At 41.5% G+C, this 19,392-nt stretch carries 13 protein-coding genes and 1 pseudogene; 10 read left to right on the top strand and 4 right to left on the bottom strand.

What is annotated here, in order from left to right; translation table 11 throughout:
* Positions 1 to 183 precede the first annotated feature (183 nt).
* Positions 184 to 933, top strand: coding sequence for a 2-phosphosulfolactate phosphatase (locus tag HWQ37_RS11195; RefSeq protein WP_292746987.1), 750 nt, complete (start codon positions 184 to 186; stop codon positions 931 to 933).
* Between the two features lie 96 nt (positions 934 to 1,029).
* Here the strand turns inward: HWQ37_RS11195 and HWQ37_RS11190 are convergent, their stop codons facing one another.
* Positions 1,030 to 1,560, bottom strand: coding sequence for a hypothetical protein (locus HWQ37_RS11190; RefSeq protein WP_292746984.1), 531 nt, complete (start codon positions 1,558 to 1,560; stop codon positions 1,030 to 1,032).
* A gap of 577 nt (positions 1,561 to 2,137) precedes the next feature.
* On the opposite strand from HWQ37_RS11190, the pseudogene HWQ37_RS11185 reads away from it, so the two are divergent.
* From HWQ37_RS11185 to HWQ37_RS11170, 4 genes and pseudogenes are all read left to right on the top strand, one after another.
* Positions 2,138 to 5,431, top strand: a pseudogene (locus HWQ37_RS11185) (phycobilisome rod-core linker polypeptide); the annotation flags it as partial.
* A gap of 460 nt (positions 5,432 to 5,891) precedes the next feature.
* Positions 5,892 to 6,380: an allophycocyanin subunit alpha gene (gene apcA, locus HWQ37_RS11180; RefSeq protein WP_292746981.1), complete on the top strand. Its 489-nt coding sequence runs from the start codon at positions 5,892 to 5,894 to the stop codon at positions 6,378 to 6,380.
* 65 nt (positions 6,381 to 6,445) lie between these two features.
* The gene (apcB, locus tag HWQ37_RS11175; protein ID WP_069068902.1) at positions 6,446 to 6,934 is read left to right on the top strand and encodes an allophycocyanin subunit beta; all 489 of its coding nucleotides are present in this window, start codon (positions 6,446 to 6,448) and stop codon (positions 6,932 to 6,934) included.
* Positions 6,935 to 7,156: 222 nt separating this feature from the next.
* Complete coding sequence (locus HWQ37_RS11170) at positions 7,157 to 7,363, top strand: phycobilisome linker polypeptide (protein WP_292746978.1); 207 nt, start codon at positions 7,157 to 7,159, stop codon at positions 7,361 to 7,363.
* 80 nt (positions 7,364 to 7,443) lie between these two features.
* Here HWQ37_RS11170 and HWQ37_RS11165 read toward each other — a convergent pair whose 3' ends face one another.
* Positions 7,444 to 8,448, bottom strand: coding sequence for a hypothetical protein (locus HWQ37_RS11165; RefSeq protein WP_292746975.1), 1,005 nt, complete (start codon positions 8,446 to 8,448; stop codon positions 7,444 to 7,446).
* Positions 8,449 to 8,950: 502 nt separating this feature from the next.
* Here HWQ37_RS11165 and HWQ37_RS11160 point away from each other — a divergent pair.
* From HWQ37_RS11160 to HWQ37_RS11140, 5 genes are all read left to right on the top strand, one after another.
* On the top strand, positions 8,951 to 9,721 hold the full coding sequence (locus tag HWQ37_RS11160) for a class I SAM-dependent methyltransferase (protein WP_292746973.1): 771 nt from the start codon (positions 8,951 to 8,953) through the stop codon (positions 9,719 to 9,721).
* The gene (locus HWQ37_RS11155) at positions 9,718 to 10,452 is read left to right on the top strand and encodes a TenA family transcriptional regulator (protein WP_292746971.1); all 735 of its coding nucleotides are present in this window, start codon (positions 9,718 to 9,720) and stop codon (positions 10,450 to 10,452) included. The genes HWQ37_RS11160 and HWQ37_RS11155 overlap by 4 nt, the downstream gene beginning before the upstream one ends.
* Before the next feature lie 307 nt (positions 10,453 to 10,759).
* Positions 10,760 to 11,311, top strand: a complete 552-nt coding sequence (locus HWQ37_RS11150) for a heme NO-binding domain-containing protein (protein WP_292746968.1) — start codon at positions 10,760 to 10,762, stop codon at positions 11,309 to 11,311.
* A 10-nt stretch (positions 11,312 to 11,321) separates the two neighbouring features.
* Positions 11,322 to 12,770 carry an ATP-binding protein gene (locus HWQ37_RS11145; protein ID WP_292746965.1) on the top strand — a complete coding sequence of 483 codons (1,449 nt, stop codon included), beginning with the start codon at positions 11,322 to 11,324 and terminating at the stop codon, positions 12,768 to 12,770.
* Between the two features lie 240 nt (positions 12,771 to 13,010).
* A complete protein-coding gene (locus HWQ37_RS11140; protein WP_292746962.1) occupies positions 13,011 to 14,213 on the top strand; it encodes an FtsW/RodA/SpoVE family cell cycle protein in 1,203 nt (400 codons plus the stop codon).
* A gap of 147 nt (positions 14,214 to 14,360) precedes the next feature.
* On the opposite strand, the gene HWQ37_RS11135 is transcribed toward HWQ37_RS11140, so the two are convergent.
* Together HWQ37_RS11135 and HWQ37_RS11130 are read right to left on the bottom strand one after the other, a co-directional pair.
* Positions 14,361 to 16,748 (bottom strand): COG1470 family protein, encoded by a 2,388-nt coding sequence (locus HWQ37_RS11135; protein ID WP_292746959.1) that lies wholly within the window; start codon positions 16,746 to 16,748, stop codon positions 14,361 to 14,363.
* Complete coding sequence (locus HWQ37_RS11130) at positions 16,711 to 18,945, bottom strand: hypothetical protein (RefSeq protein ID WP_292746956.1); 2,235 nt, start codon at positions 18,943 to 18,945, stop codon at positions 16,711 to 16,713. The genes HWQ37_RS11135 and HWQ37_RS11130 overlap by 38 nt, the downstream gene beginning before the upstream one ends.
* Positions 18,946 to 19,392 lie beyond the last annotated feature (447 nt).

Below are 19,392 nucleotides of genomic sequence, written 5' to 3'. Positions count from 1 at the left end.
CTATAGCAAATCTTTTAGTATATCCTCGTTGTTTGTCAACAAAATCTAAAGTCTCTAACCCTTTGTCATGCTTAAGTTGTAGCTATACATTATTGTTGATTTTTAGCTCTTTTTTTCAGTTAAAATAGTTTTTTCTCATAAGGGGATCGGTAGAACCTCATATTGTCTTTTGCGATCGCACCAATGATTTACAATCAATCAGAGTTTAATTTACGCTGTGAGTGGGGACAACAAGGAGTTGCTCAACTCGCTCCCATCAGTGATGTAATTGTAATAGTTGACGTTCTCTCTTTTTCTACCTGCGTAGAAATTGCCACCAACAACGGCGCGATAATTTTTCCCTACGCCATGAGAGATGAATCTGTCATAGATTATGCCAAATCAGTGCGAGCAGAGTTGGCAAGTCATCGACAACGTTGGACTATAACAGGATATTCTCTCTCGCCCAAATCGGTGGCTCAGATTCCTGCTGGAACTAGACTAGTTTTACCTTCACCTAATGGTTCTTTTCTGACTTTACATACAGGGAATACACCAACTTTGGCTGGCTGCTTGCGAAATTGCCAAGCTGTGGCGCAGTTTGCTCAAAAGTATGGTAGTAAAATTGCTGTGATTCCTGCCGGTGAAAGGTGGAAAGAAGATGGTAGTTTACGCCCTGCATTTGAAGATTTAATTGGTGCTGGGGCAATTCTCAGTTATTTAGATGGCAGTCTATCACCAGAAGCCGAAGTCGCTGTGACAACATTTCAGGCTTTCCAGCAGGATTTACTAGGGTACTTGAAAAAATGCAGTTCTGGTAAAGAGTTGATTGAAAAAGGTTTTGAGTCAGATGTTGAACTGTCCGCCGCCTACAATGTTAGTGATTGTGTGCCTTTGTTTACTGATAATGCTTATGTAAATTACAGGCTACAGACTAAAGAGACTTCCAAATAAAAAATATCCCAAAACTGACACAAAAATCCTCTTTATTTCTCCTCTCTCTGTGTTCTCTGCGTCTCTGTGGCTAGTTTATTTCTTGGAAATCCCTAATTAAACGTCGCATTGATTGGTTTGGCAATATTTGGCATTATCTATAAACTCTTGCAACTTATTCAAGGGAATTATCTGCAATGATGACCCACCTTGCACCGCCGCCGTGATGTAAGCAAACTTTTGCCCACGATAAAACTGGTCACGTCCAACTTTGGTGATATACCTAGACTTCTGGAAGTCATTAGCAATATTAGAATTATAAATATTTTGTAACAGTTTCACCGCTTTGACATTTTTTGTGGTGAATTTGATGCTTAAGTCACCACTCACAGTTATGCCTTCTTTAGTCACTGTCCCATTTTGAGAAGTGACATCAGCATAAAAGTATAAATTTCCCTTTGTACCCTCGTAGCCGTGGGCTTCGCTGTTGTATCTCAGAGTTGGTAGTTGAGGTCTAGTCTTTGCCCACTTCACAACGGTGCTGATGTTTTGTTCTGGAAGCGCATTTGCCGGAGTAACAGCTAAAATAATTGCGATCGCAGACAAAGTAACATTGAATAAATAGTTAAATTTAGAACTCTTGTGCATAGTATTTACCCTATATCTAAATGCTGATATTTACAGATTAAACCACCACAAATTAAGAATTACTTCTCCTGTCGTGTCAGTTGGAAATAAGAGTTATTTAGTAGCAAAAACAACTTAACATCGACTAATAACCACTGTCCAGTGACTAAGTACAACATTTATTAATTTCGTAGCTAATTCTCTGCGTGCCTCTGCGCTTACCTCTGCGCCCCTACCCTACGGGAAGGCGTTCGCGTAGCGTCTCGTAGAGAAGCGCCTATGCGTTTAAATGAAAAAGAAATTCAGTAGACAGTTCCCAACCTACTACTTAGTTACAAAACTTAGACTTAATCTCAGACAAACTGGAGTATGCACTCTTAAGACAGGAGACATTTAAGATACAGGTTCTACATACTTCTTAATAAATCCGCCTTGAGAACGCAAAACGTTCTAATCTAAAAGCTAACTAGGTTAATTAACTGGCAGTTTTGTAGGCAACACTCTCAAGCTCATAAAGCATAGACGCAGCGATGTGTCAAGCCTCAAAACGATCCAGACTTAACACATAAACGCTTATGATGGGAGTTTTACAAATCCGATGAGTGTTAAGGCGAGTGGTGGAAGCTCGGTTGCGCGTCCGCAACTATATCAAACCCTAACTGTATCCACAATTATCCAAGCAGAGCAGCAAGACCGCTTCTTGGGAAATGGTGAATTAAATGAACTGGCAAGCTATTTTGCCTCTGGTGCAAAGCGTCTAGAAATTTCTCAGACGCTGACAGACAATGCTGAGATTATCGTATCTCGGGCTGCCAACCGGATTTTTGTTGGTGGTTCGCCAATGGCTTTTTTAGAAAAGCCCAGAGAAGCAGAACTAGTAACTGCTGGTGGTGGTGCTAACGTTCAACAAGGGATGCAACTAGGAACTGTAACCTACGTTGAAAGTCGTGGTGGGTTCCTAGAAAATTTACGCTCAATTTTTAACTCATCCCCCAGCGGCCCGACACCCGCAGGTTTCAGACCAATTAACATTGCTCGTTATGGCCCAAGCAACATGGCCAAGAGCTTGCGGGATTTATCCTGGTTCTTGCGCTACGCTACTTATGCGATCGTTGCTGGCGACCCCAACATCATAGCGGTGAATACACGGGGTTTGCGGGAAATCATTGAAAACGCCTGCTCTGGTGAAGCAACGCTAGTAGCTTTGCAGGAAATCAAAGCCGGGTCACTTTCATTTTTCCGCAAGGATGCTGAGGCTACAGAAATTGTGTCTCAGTACATGGATGTTTTGTTAACAGAATTCAAAGCAGCCACACCTTCAAACAAAGTCCGCCAACGCCCTTCTAGTGACCAGCAAGGGTTGCAACTGCCGCAAATTTACTTTAATGCCGCAGAACGTCGTCCCAAGTTTGTGATGAAGACTGGGTTATCAGCTAGCGAAAAAAATGAGGTAATCAAGGCTGCATATCGGCAAATCTTTGAGCGCGACATTACCCGTGCTTATAGCTTATCCATATCTGACCTGGAATCCAAGGTGAAGAATGGCGACATCTCTGTGAAAGAGTTTGTCCGTCGTTTAACTAAATCTCCCCTTTACCAAAAACAGTTTTACCAGCCTTTTATTAACAGCCGAGTCATCGAGCTAGCTTTCCGTCACATTCTAGGACGGGGGCCAAGTAGCCGCGAAGAAGTACAAAAATACTTCTCGATTATTTCTAACGGTGGTCTACCAGCTTTAGTAGATGCCTTAGTAGATTCTGCTGAATACAGCGACTATTTTGGTGAAGAAACAGTACCTTATCTGCGGGGTCTAGGTCAAGAAGCACAAGAATGTCGCAACTGGGGGCCGCAGCAAGACCTGTTTAACTACAGTGCGCCTTTCCGCAAGATACCTCAGTTCATTACCACATTTGCGGCTTACGAACAACCGCTACCAGATCAACATCCCTACGGTTCTGGTAATGACCCCTTAGAAATTCAGTTTGGGGCGATTTTCCCGAAAGAAACTCGCAATCCCAGTACCAGTCCGGCTCCTTTTAGTAAGGATACCAAACGCATCCTGATTCACCAAGGGGCAGGGATTAATAACCAAAATAGTAATCCCAGAGCGCGGGGTGAAGCTCCTGGTACCCTTGGCCCCAAGGTGTTCAAGCTAGATCAGCTGCCTGGTACTAGAGGTAAAAAGGCTGCCAAAAATTCTAGCGTCAGATTCTCCGAAAGCTCCACGCAAGCTCTAATTAAAGCTGCTTACCTGCAAGTTTTCGGTCGCGATCTTTACGAAGGTCAGCGCCCGAAGGTATTGGAAATCAAGCTGGAAAACGGCGATATCTCTGTACGCGAGTTTATCCGTGCTTTGGCTAAGTCGGATGTATTCCGCAATCTGTACTGGTCATCGCTCTATGTTTGTAAAGCGATCGAGTATATTCACCGCCGCTTGTTGGGTCGTCCGACTTATGGCCGTCAAGAAATCAACAAATACTTTGATCTCGCTGCCAAACAGGGCTTTTACGCGGTAGTTGATGCCATTATTAACAGCGTAGAATACAACGAAGCATTTGGTGAAGATACAATTCCTTACGAACGGTATCTGACTCCTGGTGGTGTATCAGGGCGACAATTGCGCGTTGGTAGCATTCGTGAAGATATTGCCGCAAAAGTCCAGAAGGAAGTAACACCAAGCTTTGTGACATTGGGTACAGTCACAGAACAACGGTCAGAACCAGATATTCAGTTCCGCATTAACCAAGGTGTCAGCAAGCAACGCGAACAGACTAAAATCTTCAAACTGGTGGCCAATACCAGTGACAAAGTTGCAGTCAAAACTTTGATTAGCGCTGCGTATCGTCAGATATTTGAGCGGGATATTGCACCCTACATTGCCAAAAACGAATTTACTAAATGGGAAAGCAAGCTGGGGAATGGCGAAATTAGTGTGAAGGAATTTATTGAAGGTTTGGGTTACTCTAACCTCTACCTGAAAGAGTTCTACACACCTTACCCCAACACTAAAGTGATTGAGTTGGGAACCAAACACTTCTTGGGACGTGCGCCACTAGACCAAGCAGAAATCCGCAAGTATAACCAGATTTTGGCTACTCAAGGTATTCGTGCCTTTATTGGTGCTTTGGTAGATAGTGTGGAATATAACCAGGTGTTTGGTGAAGATACGGTTCCTTACCGTCGTTTCCCGACCCTGCCGGCGGCAAACTTCCCAAATACTGAGAAGCTTTACAACCAGCTGACCAAGCAAAACGATGACGTGGTTGTACCCAGCTTTAAGCCAGTACAAGCCCGTGTCGGAGTTAGTAACGATACACCGCTCTTGGTACAAGCGATCGCAGATATCGCAGCCAAAACAAATGGTAAGCCATCCTTTGCTGAACTAGGTCGTTCCTACAACGATGCTAGCGGACAAACCGTGGAAATGGCTGTGCGTAAACATGCACGCATTTACCGTCTAACAGAAAACACCAACCAAGACGAAAAACAACAGGCAATCAACGCCATTTATCGTCAAGTATTGGATGTATTTAGCGGTGAAGTGCCTGATAATTTCCGTAGCACTGACCTAGATAGCAAACTCCAAAATGGTGAAATTTCCGTCCGGGAGTTTGTGCGTGAACTAGCTAGTTCCCAAATCTATCGCCAGCGCTTCTTATCACCTTATCCTCATGCCAAGGTCATTGAGTTCCTCTTCCGTCATCTGTTGGGGCGTACACCCGCAACTCAGGAAGAAATTGGCCAATACAACAAGCTGCTAGCCGATAGTGGTTTGTCATCTGCCGTAAAAGCAATAGTCGAAAGTCCAGAATATAGCCGCTACTTTGGTGAAGATGTTGTACCCTACAACCGCTTCCCATCTTTGCCAGTAGGTAACTACCTCGGCAGTGTAGCGGTTGATTAAGGAGTAGGGGGTAGGGGCAGGGAGCAGGGAGCGGGGGAGGCAGGGGAGGCAAGGGGACAAGGAGATAAACAAAACTCTTAACTCCTAACTCCTAACTCCTAACTCAGCACTCCTAATGTCCTGTAACCTTTCCCCTGTCCCCTTCTTAACCTTTCGTAATACCGCTCTCAGATTGCAGTTAAAACAGTAAATTCTGAAAAGCAATATTACAAAGTATTAAGAGCAGTCATAAATGCTCAACAGAATGCCGGAAAATGTTTTGCGGAAGGTAGCTGAGTTTGAAAGCTTGTGTACTTATGTTGACTCAAGCAAACTCGTAATTTTTTAGCCGTAGCAGTTGTGAAACTGTTGTATTTAAAAAGACGATAAAACAAACTCAGTAAACCAAACTCAAAGTCGCACCAGTTTAATCAAATCCTGGTTTCATTCGTATTGGAGGAATCCATTAATGAGTATTGTCACGAAAGCTATCGTGAATGCTGATGCAGAAGCCCGCTACCTCAGCCCTGGTGAGTTAGATCGGATCAAGTCCTTTGTTGCAAGTGGTGAGCGCCGTGTGCGGATTGCTCAAGTTTTGTCAGAAAATCGTGAACGGCTCGTTAAGCAAGCTGGCGATCAACTGTTCCAAAAGCGTCCTGATGTTGTGTCTCCTGGTGGTAACGCTTACGGTCAAGAATTGACTGCTACTTGTCTGCGTGACCTAGATTATTACCTCCGCCTCGTTACCTACGGTATCGTTGCTGGTGATGTCACCCCCATCGAAGAAATTGGTGTTATTGGTGCCCGTGAACTGTACAAGTCCTTGGGAACTCCTATCGATGGTGTTGCTGAAGGTATCCGTGGGCTGAAGAATGGATCTTCATCATTGCTCTCTGGTGATGACGCTAGTGAAGCTGCTGGCTACTTCGACTACCTAGTTGGTGCCCTTCTAGGATAGGGTAAAGCTGTTTACCTACTTAAACAGAAGTATTGCAATACGGTTGGAAATAAGGAATTAACAACATGGCTCAAGACGCAATTACCGCTGTCATTAACTCCGCAGACGTTCAAGGTAAATACCTTGACTCTTCTGCTTTAGAAAAGCTAAAAGGCTACTTCGCTACTGGCGAACTACGGGTACGTGCTGCTAGCACCATCAGCGCTAACGCTGCTGCGATCGTTAAAGAAGCTGTAGCAAAATCTTTGCTATACTCTGACATCACCCGTCCAGGCGGCAACATGTACACCACTCGCCGCTATGCTGCTTGCATCCGCGATTTGGATTACTACCTCCGCTATGCTACCTACGCTATGTTAGCTGGCGATCCTTCCATCCTAGATGAGCGCGTACTCAATGGCTTGAAGGAAACCTACAACTCCTTGGGCGTTCCCGTTGGTGCTACCGTGCAAGCTATCCAAGCAATCAAAGAAGTAACCGCCAGTTTGGTAGGTTCTGATGCTGGTAAGGAAATGGGCGTTTACTTAGACTATATCTCCTCTGGCTTAAGCTAAGAACTAGTTTGCGCTTAAGAATTTAGGTGCGGCTTTATTAAGGTCTGGAAATCAGCCGTGAGTGCTAGAACGTTGTATTGCTTATCTTGGTAAATTATCAGTGATGAGTGTTGGTGGTCTAGTATTGATGTTTGATTTCCAGCCTTTGAATGATTAAAAGATTTGCACTCAAGATTTTGAGATAAAAAAGTTTTCACAAGGTATACAGGAGATTTTCAAAATATGTCCCGTTTGTTTAAAATTACTGCTCTAGTTCCCAGCCAAACCCGAATTCGTACCCAACGCGAACTGCAAAATACTTACTTCACTAAGCTAGTTCCTTATGAAAACTGGTTCCGCGAACAGCAACGCATTCAAAAAGCAGGTGGAACAATCATCAAGGTAGAACTGGCAACTGGTAAGCAAGGTGCTAATACTGGTTTGTTGTAATTCTGTAAATAGAACATTATTTTAGGAAATTGGTAAGAGGTCGAGAAAGACCTCTTTTTTATGGCTTAGATTTTTGCAAATCAAAAGTTAAACATATTTAAAAGGCGATACCCGCGAGTATAAAGTGGAACTGGAGCGTCAGCATTCTGTCTATTCTTAGCCTGTTCAACAGTTTCATCAAACACAATTAGCGTTTCTTTCCCAACCTTCAGCCAGTCTTCATAAGGCACGCTCATATCTTCTTCAATACCACCAATATTAGGTGCGACCATTGCCCGGTAAGCTTCATTAAATTTCCTGCGGAACCGGAAATCTACTGAAATTCTCAGACCTTCAGTTTTCCTTCTTACTGTTTGATGCAATCCACGCGCATCATTAAAGTACATTGTGCCGTGTTGTAGTTGTGCTTCTGTGTAGGAGACAACCATCGGAATATCCCGACCTTCAGCGAAGTCTGACATCACATGCATAGACTGTAATTCCATTTCACGGGGCATTTCACCCGCTTCGATTGTGATATTATCGATGTCACCAAATAGTGGCAGAACCACTACAGTCGCATCAGCAGCAACACCAGCCCAAACATCACTATGGCATTTTGAGCTAGCGAAGGGCAAACCCAACTTCTTGGCATCAGTCTTGCCATAGACCATGCGGAGATTGACTGGTAAATCCACTGCATCAATCAGGTCATTTGCTCCTAGTTGGTAGAAAGCCTCGGCGACACTTTTTTGAAAGAGGTTAAATGCCAAAATGTATTCTCGCTTGGGCATCAAAAGACCAGTGCCGGTGTAGTTCGGCAAAGTACTTCTTGCTTCTAATAGTCGTTCAAGCATTTCAGCTTCCGAAAGAATGATGGGACTATTCAGACAAGCTGAAATATAACCCGCAGCAGCAATTCGGATTTGTTGGAATAACTCAGGCTTTAATGTGTGTTCAAACAGTAGTCGGTACTGTCGCCTTGTAGCAATTTTATCAGCAAGCTCATCAAAGAGGCGATCGCCAAGCTGAGAAAATGCGGTCGCACGTTCATATTGTAAGCGATCGCGCACTGGTGATTCTGCTAATAGTTCTTCTAACATCATTTTTTCCAACGTTATTCTAAATCGGCTAAATAACTCATACATCCAAAGCCATTCCGTTTTCAAAACGAATCTGGCTATTACAAATTAACAAGGTTATTCTCTTTATACTTCGTAAAATATACTGTTTTATTTCTCTTACTTCGCTTGATTAAAAGAGTCAATTCTAACTTTATTAGTAAAGTATAGATAAAGTTGGAGTTTAAAAGTCGAACTATTTATATATAAAGTTGCTGTTAACTAAGTAACAACGCAAGTTCATAAAGTTAAATCTAAGTTTAGCTGTTTATATTTGAAGAAGCTAACAAGATAAGAATAATAGTAGTATTTTTTATGGATAAAGATAGATTTTAAAAGCAAAATTAACAAGCAAAATAAAATCAGTAAAATCAACATTATTAACGCAACTTGTTAATTGTTAAAACAGATACATCCACTATTGCAGTCTTGTCGGACTAAATTGATTAAGACAAGCATAAATCTATGTATAAATAAATACTTAAAAATGTCAAATGTGAATCACAAAGACTCAACTAAAAACTTATATAATAACACAGCATCAGAGTGGATTAGAGGAGAACCTACTTCACTATCAGACTTTACAGCCCGCCCCTTTGTACTAGAGCTTTGTCAGCCTGTTGCTGGGCTGCGAGTACTTGATATAGGTTGTGGAGAAGGTTATTGCAGTCGAGAACTAAGCCGACGTGGTGCTGCATGGGTACATGGAATAGACCTTTCCCAAGGCATGATTGCAGCAGCAAACTTGCAAGAATTAGAAGATGCATTGGGTATTAGCTATCAAGTAGGATGTGCTACCAATCTCAAGCAGTTTGATGATGGCGAAATTGACTTAGTTGTTGCAGTGTTTCTATTTAACTATTTGACAATTGCTCAGACCCAAGAATGTATGGCAGAAGTCGCACGCATTCTTCGTCCGGGCGGTCGATTTGTATTCAGCGTCCCCCATCCATCTTTTCCATATATGCGGGAGGCAGCATATCCATTTTATTTTCAAGTTGAAGGTACAGGCTACTTCAGTAAGCGAGATCAACAGTTTCCTGGTCGTATTTGGAAACGAGATGGTTCTTGGCTAAATGTGCAATTGATTCACAAAACTCTTGAGGATTACTTTAATGCTCTGAAAATAGCTGGCTTCAATACGATGCCAATCTTACAGGAATTGCGTGTGACTCCAGAACATATCGCAATAGATGAATCATTTTTTAGCCCTTTACTTGACCAACCCCTTCATCTAGCCCTACAAATATCACGATGATACAAACATCTTCTTTAGTTAGAAATTCTTTCCAAGAAATAACTGTTAATCATCCTCTATGGAATCATGAGTTTCTAATGCGCTGTCGGGCTGGAAATTTATTTTTACCAGACGTACAGGTACTAGCTGTCCAGATGTACAAATTCTCTAAAGAATTTAATCGGATCTTAGCTAGCATCTTGTCTTGCTGCGAAGATGAAAGTAGTCAGTTAGTCATCTTGGAAAACCTATTTGACGAAATGGGACAGGGAGATACAACTCAGTCTCACCCAGAATTGTTTCGTCAATTTACCCGCGCCCTGGGTATCCACGACGAAACTCTGGCATCACTACCCACTGCACCTGAAACTCGCGCTCTCATTGAAACCTACTTGCAGATGCCACATAAGTACGGCTATGTAGCTGCGCTGGGTGCTGTCTGTTATGCTTCTGAAGGGATTGTTAGCTCGCTGTACACACAACTATATAAAGGAATTGTTGGCGCGGCTCCTTTACCCAAAGAATCCCTGATCTTTTTTGAAGTCCATATTGATGTGGATGATAGTCATGCAGCGAAGCTAGCAGCAGTGATTGAACCTCGAATTACCATGAATGAAGAGGATATTAAGGTAAAGCTGGCTATTGCAGAAGCTATGGATGCCCGTGTCCAATTTTTTAACGGTATTCAGCGTCAAATATCTAAATATAGCTTGTATCCTGATTCATGGCTGCCTTTTGATGAATCGTTGTAGTTAGTCTGTCAAGTTTAAATTGATAGATGAGTAAGTTTGTAGTAAGGACTAAATTACTTACTACGAATCCTCAAAGCTAGCTGGTAAAACGAATAAGTGAAAATACGGTTGTAATAACAAGTATTTGTAGCATTAAAATACAAACAGTTTTCCCTATTTTTTCGGTTTTTAAAGCTGTAATAAAACATTTCAAGGTTTGATTACAGAAAATTTTCTCTTCTCATTTAAATAAGCCTTTTAAAGAATTAGTTGTCGAGTTTTGGGGAAATTCACAAAGCAAAATTAGGTATATCAAAAGGAGGCTTCCATGTACGGATTAGTGAACAAGGCGATTCAAGACATGGTGTGCAGTCGCTTTGGCGAAGATACTTGGAAAAAAATCAAGCACAAAGCAGAGGTGGATGTAGATGTTTTCCTCAGTATGGAAGGCTATCCCGATGACATCACCCACAAACTGGTAAAAGCTGCTAGTATCATTCTCGGTTTATCTTCTTCAGATATTATGCAAGCCTTTGGGGAGTTCTGGGTTCAGTACACAGCTGAAGAAGGCTATGGCGAAATGATGGATATGAGTGGAGATACACTACCTGAGTTTTTAGAAAACCTTGATAATCTTCATGCTCGTGTAGGAGTTAGCTTTCCTAAACTCCAACCCCCATCATTTGAGTGTACTGACATGGAAGAAAATTCTCTGAGCTTACATTATCGCTCTGATAGAGAAGGGTTAACGCCAATGATTCTCGGACTAGTCAAGGGATTGGGAAGCAGGTTTGATACAGAAGTTCATGTTACCCAAACCCAAAATCGAGATGAGGGTGCCGAACATGATGAATTTTTAGTGATTTATAAACCAAATTGAGTGCAGTAGCATGGCTCCTCCTCACCTTACACTTTCGCCAGAGTTGCTAGCGAAAGCTTTTCCCTTCCACTTTGCCATTAACCGTAATCGGGAAATTGTACAAGCTGGTGATGTTTTCGGGCGCATTTGTCCTGAACCATTGGTTGGTAAATTGATTGAGCAGCATTTCCAGATCAATCGTCCAAAAATTTTACTCGATTTTGATGTTATCAGTAAACAGTCTCGTGCGCTGTTTATATTAGAGCTTCTCCACAATGGAATGCATCTCAAGGGTCAGATGATGTATCAACCAGAGGAGGAGGTGATATTTTTTTTAGGTTCTCCCTGGATTACAGATACAACTAGTCTGGTTCCTCTGGGTATTAAACTCAAAGACTTTGCAATTCACGATCCTATTGTTGATTTCCTGTTTCTGCTACAAGCTCAGAATACTGCTTTAACTGATGCCAAAAAGTTAACAAGTGAACTGAAACAGCAAAGGGCACAACTACGGAGTGCGCTACAAATCAAGGAGAATTTAGCAGAAATTGCTGAGGCTCAGTCTAAAAAATTGGAAAAATCCCTCCGAGAGCTACAGCAAACTCAAGCTCAATTAGTCCAAGCTGAGAAAATGTCCAGTCTGGGGCAGTTAGTTGCAGGAGTTGCTCACGAAATTAACAACCCTGTTAACTTTATTTACGGTAATTTGAAATATACAAAGGATTATACACAGTGTTTACTAAAACTTGTGCATATTTACCAGCAAGTTTATACCAATCCTGTACCAGAAATTCAAGAATGCATTAAGGAAATTGAGTTAGATTTTTTACTAGATGATTTGCCAAAAATCCTAAATTCGATGGAAGTAGGAGCCGAACGGATCTCTGAAATTGTCTTGTCCCTGCGGAATTTCTCTCGTCTTGATGAAGCAGAGAAGAAAAGAGTTGATATTCACCAGGGACTGGATAGTACTTTACTGATTTTACAAAGTCGCTTCAAGAATAGTGTCGATCGTCCTGGAATCAGAGTAGTGAAAAATTATGGAGATTTGCCTTTGGTAGATTGCTACGCTGGTCAACTCAATCAAGTATTCATGAATATTATCAGTAATGCAATCGATGCGCTCGATAACTATGATAGTAAACGCGCGATCGCAGAAATTCATGCAAATCCTAATACAATTACAATTACTACAGAAATCATCGAAACAAACTGTGTGATCCGAATTGCTGATAATGGTTCAGGAATAACCGAAGCAGTTAAGGAAAAACTATTCGATCCATTTTTTACAACTAAGCCTGTAGGTAAGGGTACAGGATTAGGTTTATCAATTAGCTATCAGATTGTAGTTGAAAAACATGGGGGAACGCTACGATGTGTGTCAGAACCTGGGCAAGGAACTGAGTTCTGGATTGAAATTCCCCTATCTATGAACAAACAACTAGTTAATTGTGTGAAATCACTAAGTCTAACTAAATAAATACTTTAAGTCAATTTTCTAGCGATCGCTCTTAACTATAGCAATTATAACTTTAAGTATAAAACACTACCCTTGTGGCACGAAGTAGAGATTGCAATTTGTCAGAAATATTGAACTAGTGGTGTATTGAAGCTAACAACTCTAAGATTTATGGTTGTAAAGCCTACTTATGAGTTATAAGTTATGATTTATGAGTTTTATTTTTAACTCCTAATTTCTAACTTTTTACCTGTACCGATCGTGAATCTACGCCGCCTGATTCCAATTTTTGATAGTTCAGTCTCCAACTGGGCATTAGAAGCGCGGTTGTTGCGCTGGTTAACGTTGATTTGGCTGTTCGTCGGCTTGATCATGCTGTTTTCAGCATCCTATCCTGTCGCTGATGCCCGTCAGAGTGATGGATTGTACTACTTTAAACGTCAACTGCTTTGGGTCTTAGTTTCCTTAATCGGATTCAACATTATTGTTAATTCGCCGTTGCAGAAAATTTTGGGATTATCCCATTGGTTTTTGTTGCTGTTTTTGGGGTTAATTTTTGTCACACTGATCCCAGGATTGGGAAGAAAAGCTTTTGATGCAGCGCGTTGGATTGCGATCGGGCCAATTCCGATTCAGCCTTCAGAATTAATTAAACCCTTTTTGGTGTTGCAAAGTGCGCGGCTTTTTGGTCAGTGGGAACGAATCAGTTGGCGGGTTCGCTTGGCTTGGTTGGGTGTTTTTGGTCTGGTACTTTTAGGAATTCTTGCCCAGCCTAACTTGAGTACAACAGCACTTTGCGGTATGACTATTTGGCTAATTGCTCTCGCAGCTGGCTTACCTTACAAGTACCTGGGCGGAACAGCAATTGGTGGAGTGATGTTGGCAGTACTCAGTATTAGTATTAAAGAGTATCAGCGTAAGCGGGTGATGTCATTCCTCAATCCTTGGGCAGATGCTACAGGAGATGGGTATCAGTTGGTGCAAAGTCTACTAGCTGTGGGTTCTGGTAAAACTTGGGGAGCCGGATATGGGCTTTCTCAACAAAAGCTGTTTTATTTACCAATTCAGGATACCGATTTTATTTTTGCCGTGTTCGCAGAAGAGTTTGGCTTTGTTGGCAGTATGGTTTTGTTGGTACTTTTAGCTACATTCGCCACTCTCGGATTAATTGTGGCGCTGAAGGCTAAAAATATAGTACATAGATTAGTAGCGATCGGCGTGACGATTTTGATGGTAGGACAATCATTGCTCCACATCGGTGTTGCTACAGGTTCTCTACCAACTACTGGCTTACCTTTGCCCATGTTTAGTTATGGTGGTAATTCTATGATTGCCAGCTTAATAGCTGCTGGGTTGTTGATTCGGGTAGCACGTGAGAGTAGTGAAGCTGAGGTAGTACCGTTGCGAAAACCTCTGCTTGAAAATGGGCGCAGACGTAGAGCTTTTCATAAAACCAAAAATTGAGCTAGGAAAAGCCACGATAGACAAAGTTTTACGCTCTTTGCAAGAATTGAATAGATTATGAAAGATTTAAAGGCATTGCATAGAAGATGATTTTGGAGGCAGTCTGCAACTTTCATGATATCTCTACTTTTCACATCACCCAAAAAGTTACCTCTGAGGCAAGGGAATCTTAAATGGGCTATTGTTACGTGGCAGAGTACGTGGAATTGTATTAAAGCCAGGTATAGGAGTAGGAGTAGGAGTAGGAGTAGGAGTAGGAGTAGGCTCTACTTTTTTGAGGACTGTGATTGCAAATCCTCTTTGCTGGGGTTGTTGTTTACCAGATATATCATTAACTAGCAGTCCGATTTGAGGGGGGAAAGCTTGATTGACTGGAAGCTTCATTGAGCCAACTGGTGGAACGTCATTGCCGTATGGTAGAAGTTTAACCTGAATATTTTCTCCCTCTACTTTCCAACTCAGGGTAGCAGATTGGCCTTCCTTGAGAACTAGATTTGGTTGCTCGCTACCGTTGATTGTAAAAGAGACAATTTTAAATGGTTTTGGTAATATTTCAATTTTTGATTCAGTCTTTTTAAAACTAGTTTTTTGACTTCCATTGTTAGGAAAAGCTTTGATTTCAAATGCATATTTCCCAGCTTTATATGCTGCTAAAGGAATATTCGTACATCGCAGTTGTTGATTTTGTTGTGTACATAGCTTTTGAAGTTTCGGGTCGGTAATATTACCTTGATTAAATTTATAAATAATTGGTTCACTATATAGTGTACCATCATCTGCACTACCAGCAATTTGAATTTGTGCTAACAATAATGGACGACCGATCGCCCAGCTTAAAAGAATATTTTGACCTTTTGTATACAGTGGTTTATCTGCTTGAAAACTAACTACTTCAGCAATTTGCTTTTCAGCTATTTCTACTTGGGTTGTTTGGCTGGCTACTTGATTCTTGGGAGAAAATAATTGGATACCATTGCGATAAAATGCTTGTAAATCAAAAGTATAATTACCTTTTGTTTTCACTCCAGTTTTAACATTGCTACAAATTAGCTCTTGTTTATCTTGTACCTGACAAGGAGGTATTTCATTTGCATTTCCCTTACCCAGTGCTTCAGGAATGCCATTGCTAAAGTCATAAGTAATAGGCTGAATAGGTTGCGAACCTTTGGCTGTCAAAACCAACTTTTGTAACTGTTGATAGTTGTGAATGTCCCACTTCAAAGCTACTTCATCGCCTTCAGTGATTTGAGAGTCATTTGCACTAAAACTTTCTAATCTCAAAGGATCGGGGCTTAAAATTCGCCAAATAATGAATCCTATGCCTCCTAGTAAACCCAAAACTACTAAAATTAATAGCAGAAATTGCCACCAGGAGCGGGGTTTCCATACCAATGTTCCTTGAGGTAATGTGTTGGGTAAAGGTAAACTTTGTTGGTCTTTGATGTCGAGTTGAAAGTTGACCACTAGCCCTGCACCAAACCACGGTCGTCGCCACCAAGGTTTGGGTTTGACCGTCAAATTAGCCACCGCATTCCTATTAGGTAATAATCTTACTTCAGTGGGATCAAATTTGTAAGTATATAGTTCTTCTTCGTCTCGACTTTTTAAGCTTAATATCAGTTCGCGGACAATATTCCCCTGGTTAGCTAGTGATAACTCGTACTTACCAAAACTACGGCTAACTTGTCCCAAGATGGTATTGAGTTCTATATCTAGGCGATAGTTTGTGGGAATTTGGATATACACCAAATCCAGCAGTACTAAATCTGGAGAGTTTTCGGAATATAAGCGGATTGTCGGAGAATAACTTCCCGCAAGGGTATCCCCAGGTGGGTGAAATTTTAACAATATTTGACCTTGAGTACCAGGGTTGAGTTCTAGTGCAGTGGCATCAGATACTAACCCTGGACCCTCAAATCCAGTTGTGGGATAATTAATTGTGAACCAGTCATCATCTAAATCGGGGCAATTCAAGCGAAACCTGTCTACGAGATAAGAGCGATTATCAACTATTACCTCCACTTGCAGAGATTCACTAGGATTAAAAATTAGTGGTTTGTTGGGGTTAGTGTTAGGTTTAAGGGAAAATGTCGGATCGTTTACCCGAATTGCTGTCTGTTCTTTTAGCAGAACCTTAATTTGATTTGGGAAGGTTATAGGAGTATCTTGGGGATAATGTAGAGGAGAATCTACGACTAGTGTATATTCATAGGTTCCGGGGAGAGCATTGGCGGTAATTTGAAACTCAAATTTTACTTCGTCACTATTTTGCCCTGGAGCTAATGCTAAACTTTCTCTGGGAGAACTAGTCCAGCCAGTTAAATTTTGAAATACTTCGTCAAAAGCAAAATATAAGTCAATAACCGCACTTTGATCTCCCTGATTGATTACAACAACATAGAGTTCAATGGTATCTCCTGGCATCCCAAATTGAATGCCAGGTGGGTTGAGAATAACTTGCAGGGGATTGAATTTAGCTTGCATATCATCGACTTCCTTATTTGATGCGGTGTAGTTTGACTTGAAAATCTTCACCACCACTCACAATCATGGTTCCTTGATTGGTTTTCAAGTCGATACTATTGATTTTTTTAGAGCTTTGATAAATTGTTTTACCTTCTGCTGCCTTTGTTTTGTCGAGCTTATGTTCGGGAGTTAAGTGCCAAACGACCACTCGTCCATCATCGCCACCACTTACTAAGAGACTACCATCATCACTAAATGCGAGAGTCCGCACAGATGTTTTTGATACTGACCAACGATCTAGTGGTGAACAATTTAATTTATTTACTTTTTCGAGGGGATTTGGATTTTTGATAGTTTGACATTGATTCAAATTCCAAATCGTAATGAATCCCGCAGAATCGGAGGTTGCGAGGATTTTTTCTGTTGAGTCAGGAACAAAAGCCAAGCCCCAAATATAGTCTTCACGCCCAACTAATGGGTCTAGTTGTTCGAGATTTTGCACTGATAAACCGGGGAATTGTTTATCAGATTGATTTGGATTCCACTGCCATAAAATGAAGCGCTTAAAGTTGCCGGCAATTACGAGAGTTTTTGCATCTGGGCTGAGATTTAATGCCCGGACTTGGAAACCTGATAGTTTCAATGTACTTTGTACGTCGATAACTTGCGGTTCTGGCAGAAAATCGCTGTTAGGCGCTGGTCTTGACCATAGTCTCACTTTACCACTGCCATAACCACTGAATAAGTTAAGTGAGTTTGATGTGAAAGCTAGGTCAAAAACGCGATCGCCTTTTGCTTTAGGATCTTTAAGGTCTTGAAGTTGGCTAATCTTGGCACCGGATGGGACATCTCTGAGTTCAATTACACCATTATCTAAACCAACAGCTGCGCGATTATTTTGTAACGGCATGAAGCGTAAGACTTGTACTGCGTCATCGGTAATCGCCATCAAACCCTTGGGCTGTTGCGTTTGCTCGCAAGCAACGGGCTGCCCAGCGTATTTTACTGTATCATCTGGGTCTAACCTATCAGTACCAATTCTCCAAAGCCTTAAGGTGCAATCATCTGAGCCACTGACTACAGATAAACCAATGCCACTAAAACGCACTGAGTTTACAGAACGGGTATGCATTACATCTCTTGGTTGGAGGATTAATGCTAGGAGTGCGGCTAAAAGTGCGATCGCTGCCAATTGTAGCCATAAAGGTATAATTGGCAGAGTCTTTACTTCTAATGTCTGCGTGGCTGGGTCTGTAGTCCCTAAACGTTGGTCGGATAATTCCGATTTAGCCTCCAGTAACAAAGTTTTGCCGATTCCTACCCAAGGGCGTTTTGTTTTCACATCAAGGATAACTTTACTTGTCTCTCCGAGATGGAGATTGGCGGTTTCAGGAAGCTTTTTAAAAGTACATTTTCGCCAGTCTCTACCTAGCACCTGCACATTAATTTCCTGGTTGACGTTGCTAGCATTTTTAAATAGTAATTCAAAGGAAGCTGTATCAGATTTCCAGTCAGGCAACCATATTGATTTACTGGGAATTTTTAGATATTTTTTGGTGGTGGTAAAGTCTATAAAACCCACTGGCAAAACTTCAATGTTGCCTTCAGCATTAGTTGGATAACCATTATTGCTAACAGCTTCAATAGTAAAAGGATAATTTTGACTGGGCGCTTGGACTACAGAAGGAGGTTGGCATTGAAATGTAACTTCAGTTAAACCACCTGGATCTAAGGGTAATCGCCGTTCTGCACTGCCAGCTAGCCAAGACGGATCGACACCTGTAAAACGTAGCATTACCTCAGTCGGTTGTTGTCCCAAGTTCCGCACACGTACTGGTATATCGATAGAATTGCGGGGATAAACTTGGAACTCTCGTACAGGTAATTCTACACTTAAATGTGTTGGTTTGTTGTCTCGCTCGATTTTCAGGCGTAGCACAAGTCTGCACTGTTGTGCTAATTGCGGTGAAAAAATATTTACCATCAGATTGACAGTACCAACAAATCCTGGAATGGGTGTATTGAATACAAAAACTTGGAAGATAGTACTACTGCCTGGTGGCTTGGCTGCCGCTACCTCTGGTTCGAGTCTATACCAGCGATATCCTGTGTTCCGGGTTTCTCCGGCTGCGGTCATTTCGATCTGAAAATTGACGAAGCGATCGCTATCATTATTGACAGTTACCTCAAATGATACAGGAGTATCACCTGGACGAAAGGTTAGGTTCTGAGTAGAAAGGCTGGCATTAATAACACTTTTTTCCATGCTATTACTTATAATATTTTCTTATATTCTGCATGACTAGCACTATTAGAAAATTCGTAATTCGTAATTAAGTTTTGTGTTAGCGTACCCCTTCGGGGAAGCAAGCTACGCAAAGCGTCTCGTAGAGAGCGTCTGGGGATTTAGACCCCGACCCAAAACGTTCTGCCTGTCTTGCTGGGGAATTAAACCCCTAAACTTTGTTAAAAAATTAATGTCTGCAAAAACGTGACAATAGATTTTTTCCTTTAATTATTGAAATTTATATACTATTAAATATTGTGTAATAAATTGGCCAATTTATAAAAGTCATTTTTAGAAGCGATCGCTAATAGAGATACAGCAGAATTCAGAATTCAGAATTCAGGAGTAAAACACGCTTTATACCTGGGTAACAGAGTTAGCTTGTGTACCTCACGCGAACTATCCCCTCCTTTTCCACATCCCGTG

The sequence above is a fragment of the Nostoc sp. NMS4 genome, from assembly GCF_017115095.1.
Taxonomy (GTDB): domain Bacteria; phylum Cyanobacteriota; class Cyanobacteriia; order Cyanobacteriales; family Nostocaceae; genus Nostoc.
This window is presented reverse-complemented; position numbering and strand designations above follow the sequence as displayed.

Bases quoted from the DNA above. Each gene is read 5' to 3' on its own strand.
- HWQ37_RS11170 (WP_292746978.1), top strand. From the start codon at position 7,157: ATGTCCCGTTTGTTTAAAATTACTGCTCTAGTTCCCAGCCAAACCCGA.
- HWQ37_RS11165 (WP_292746975.1), bottom strand. From the start codon at position 8,448: ATGATGTTAGAAGAACTATTAGCAGAATCACCAGTGCGCGATCGCTTA.
- HWQ37_RS11130 (WP_292746956.1), bottom strand. From the start codon at position 18,945: ATGGAAAAAAGTGTTATTAATGCCAGCCTTTCTACTCAGAACCTAACC.
- apcA (WP_292746981.1), top strand. From the start codon at position 5,892: ATGAGTATTGTCACGAAAGCTATCGTGAATGCTGATGCAGAAGCCCGC.
- HWQ37_RS11195 (WP_292746987.1), top strand. From the start codon at position 184: ATGATTTACAATCAATCAGAGTTTAATTTACGCTGTGAGTGGGGACAA.
- apcB (WP_069068902.1), top strand. From the start codon at position 6,446: ATGGCTCAAGACGCAATTACCGCTGTCATTAACTCCGCAGACGTTCAA.
- HWQ37_RS11155 (WP_292746971.1), top strand. From the start codon at position 9,718: ATGATACAAACATCTTCTTTAGTTAGAAATTCTTTCCAAGAAATAACT.
- HWQ37_RS11150 (WP_292746968.1), top strand. From the start codon at position 10,760: ATGTACGGATTAGTGAACAAGGCGATTCAAGACATGGTGTGCAGTCGC.
- HWQ37_RS11145 (WP_292746965.1), top strand. From the start codon at position 11,322: ATGGCTCCTCCTCACCTTACACTTTCGCCAGAGTTGCTAGCGAAAGCT.
- HWQ37_RS11190 (WP_292746984.1), bottom strand. From the start codon at position 1,560: ATGCACAAGAGTTCTAAATTTAACTATTTATTCAATGTTACTTTGTCT.
- HWQ37_RS11160 (WP_292746973.1), top strand. From the start codon at position 8,951: ATGTCAAATGTGAATCACAAAGACTCAACTAAAAACTTATATAATAAC.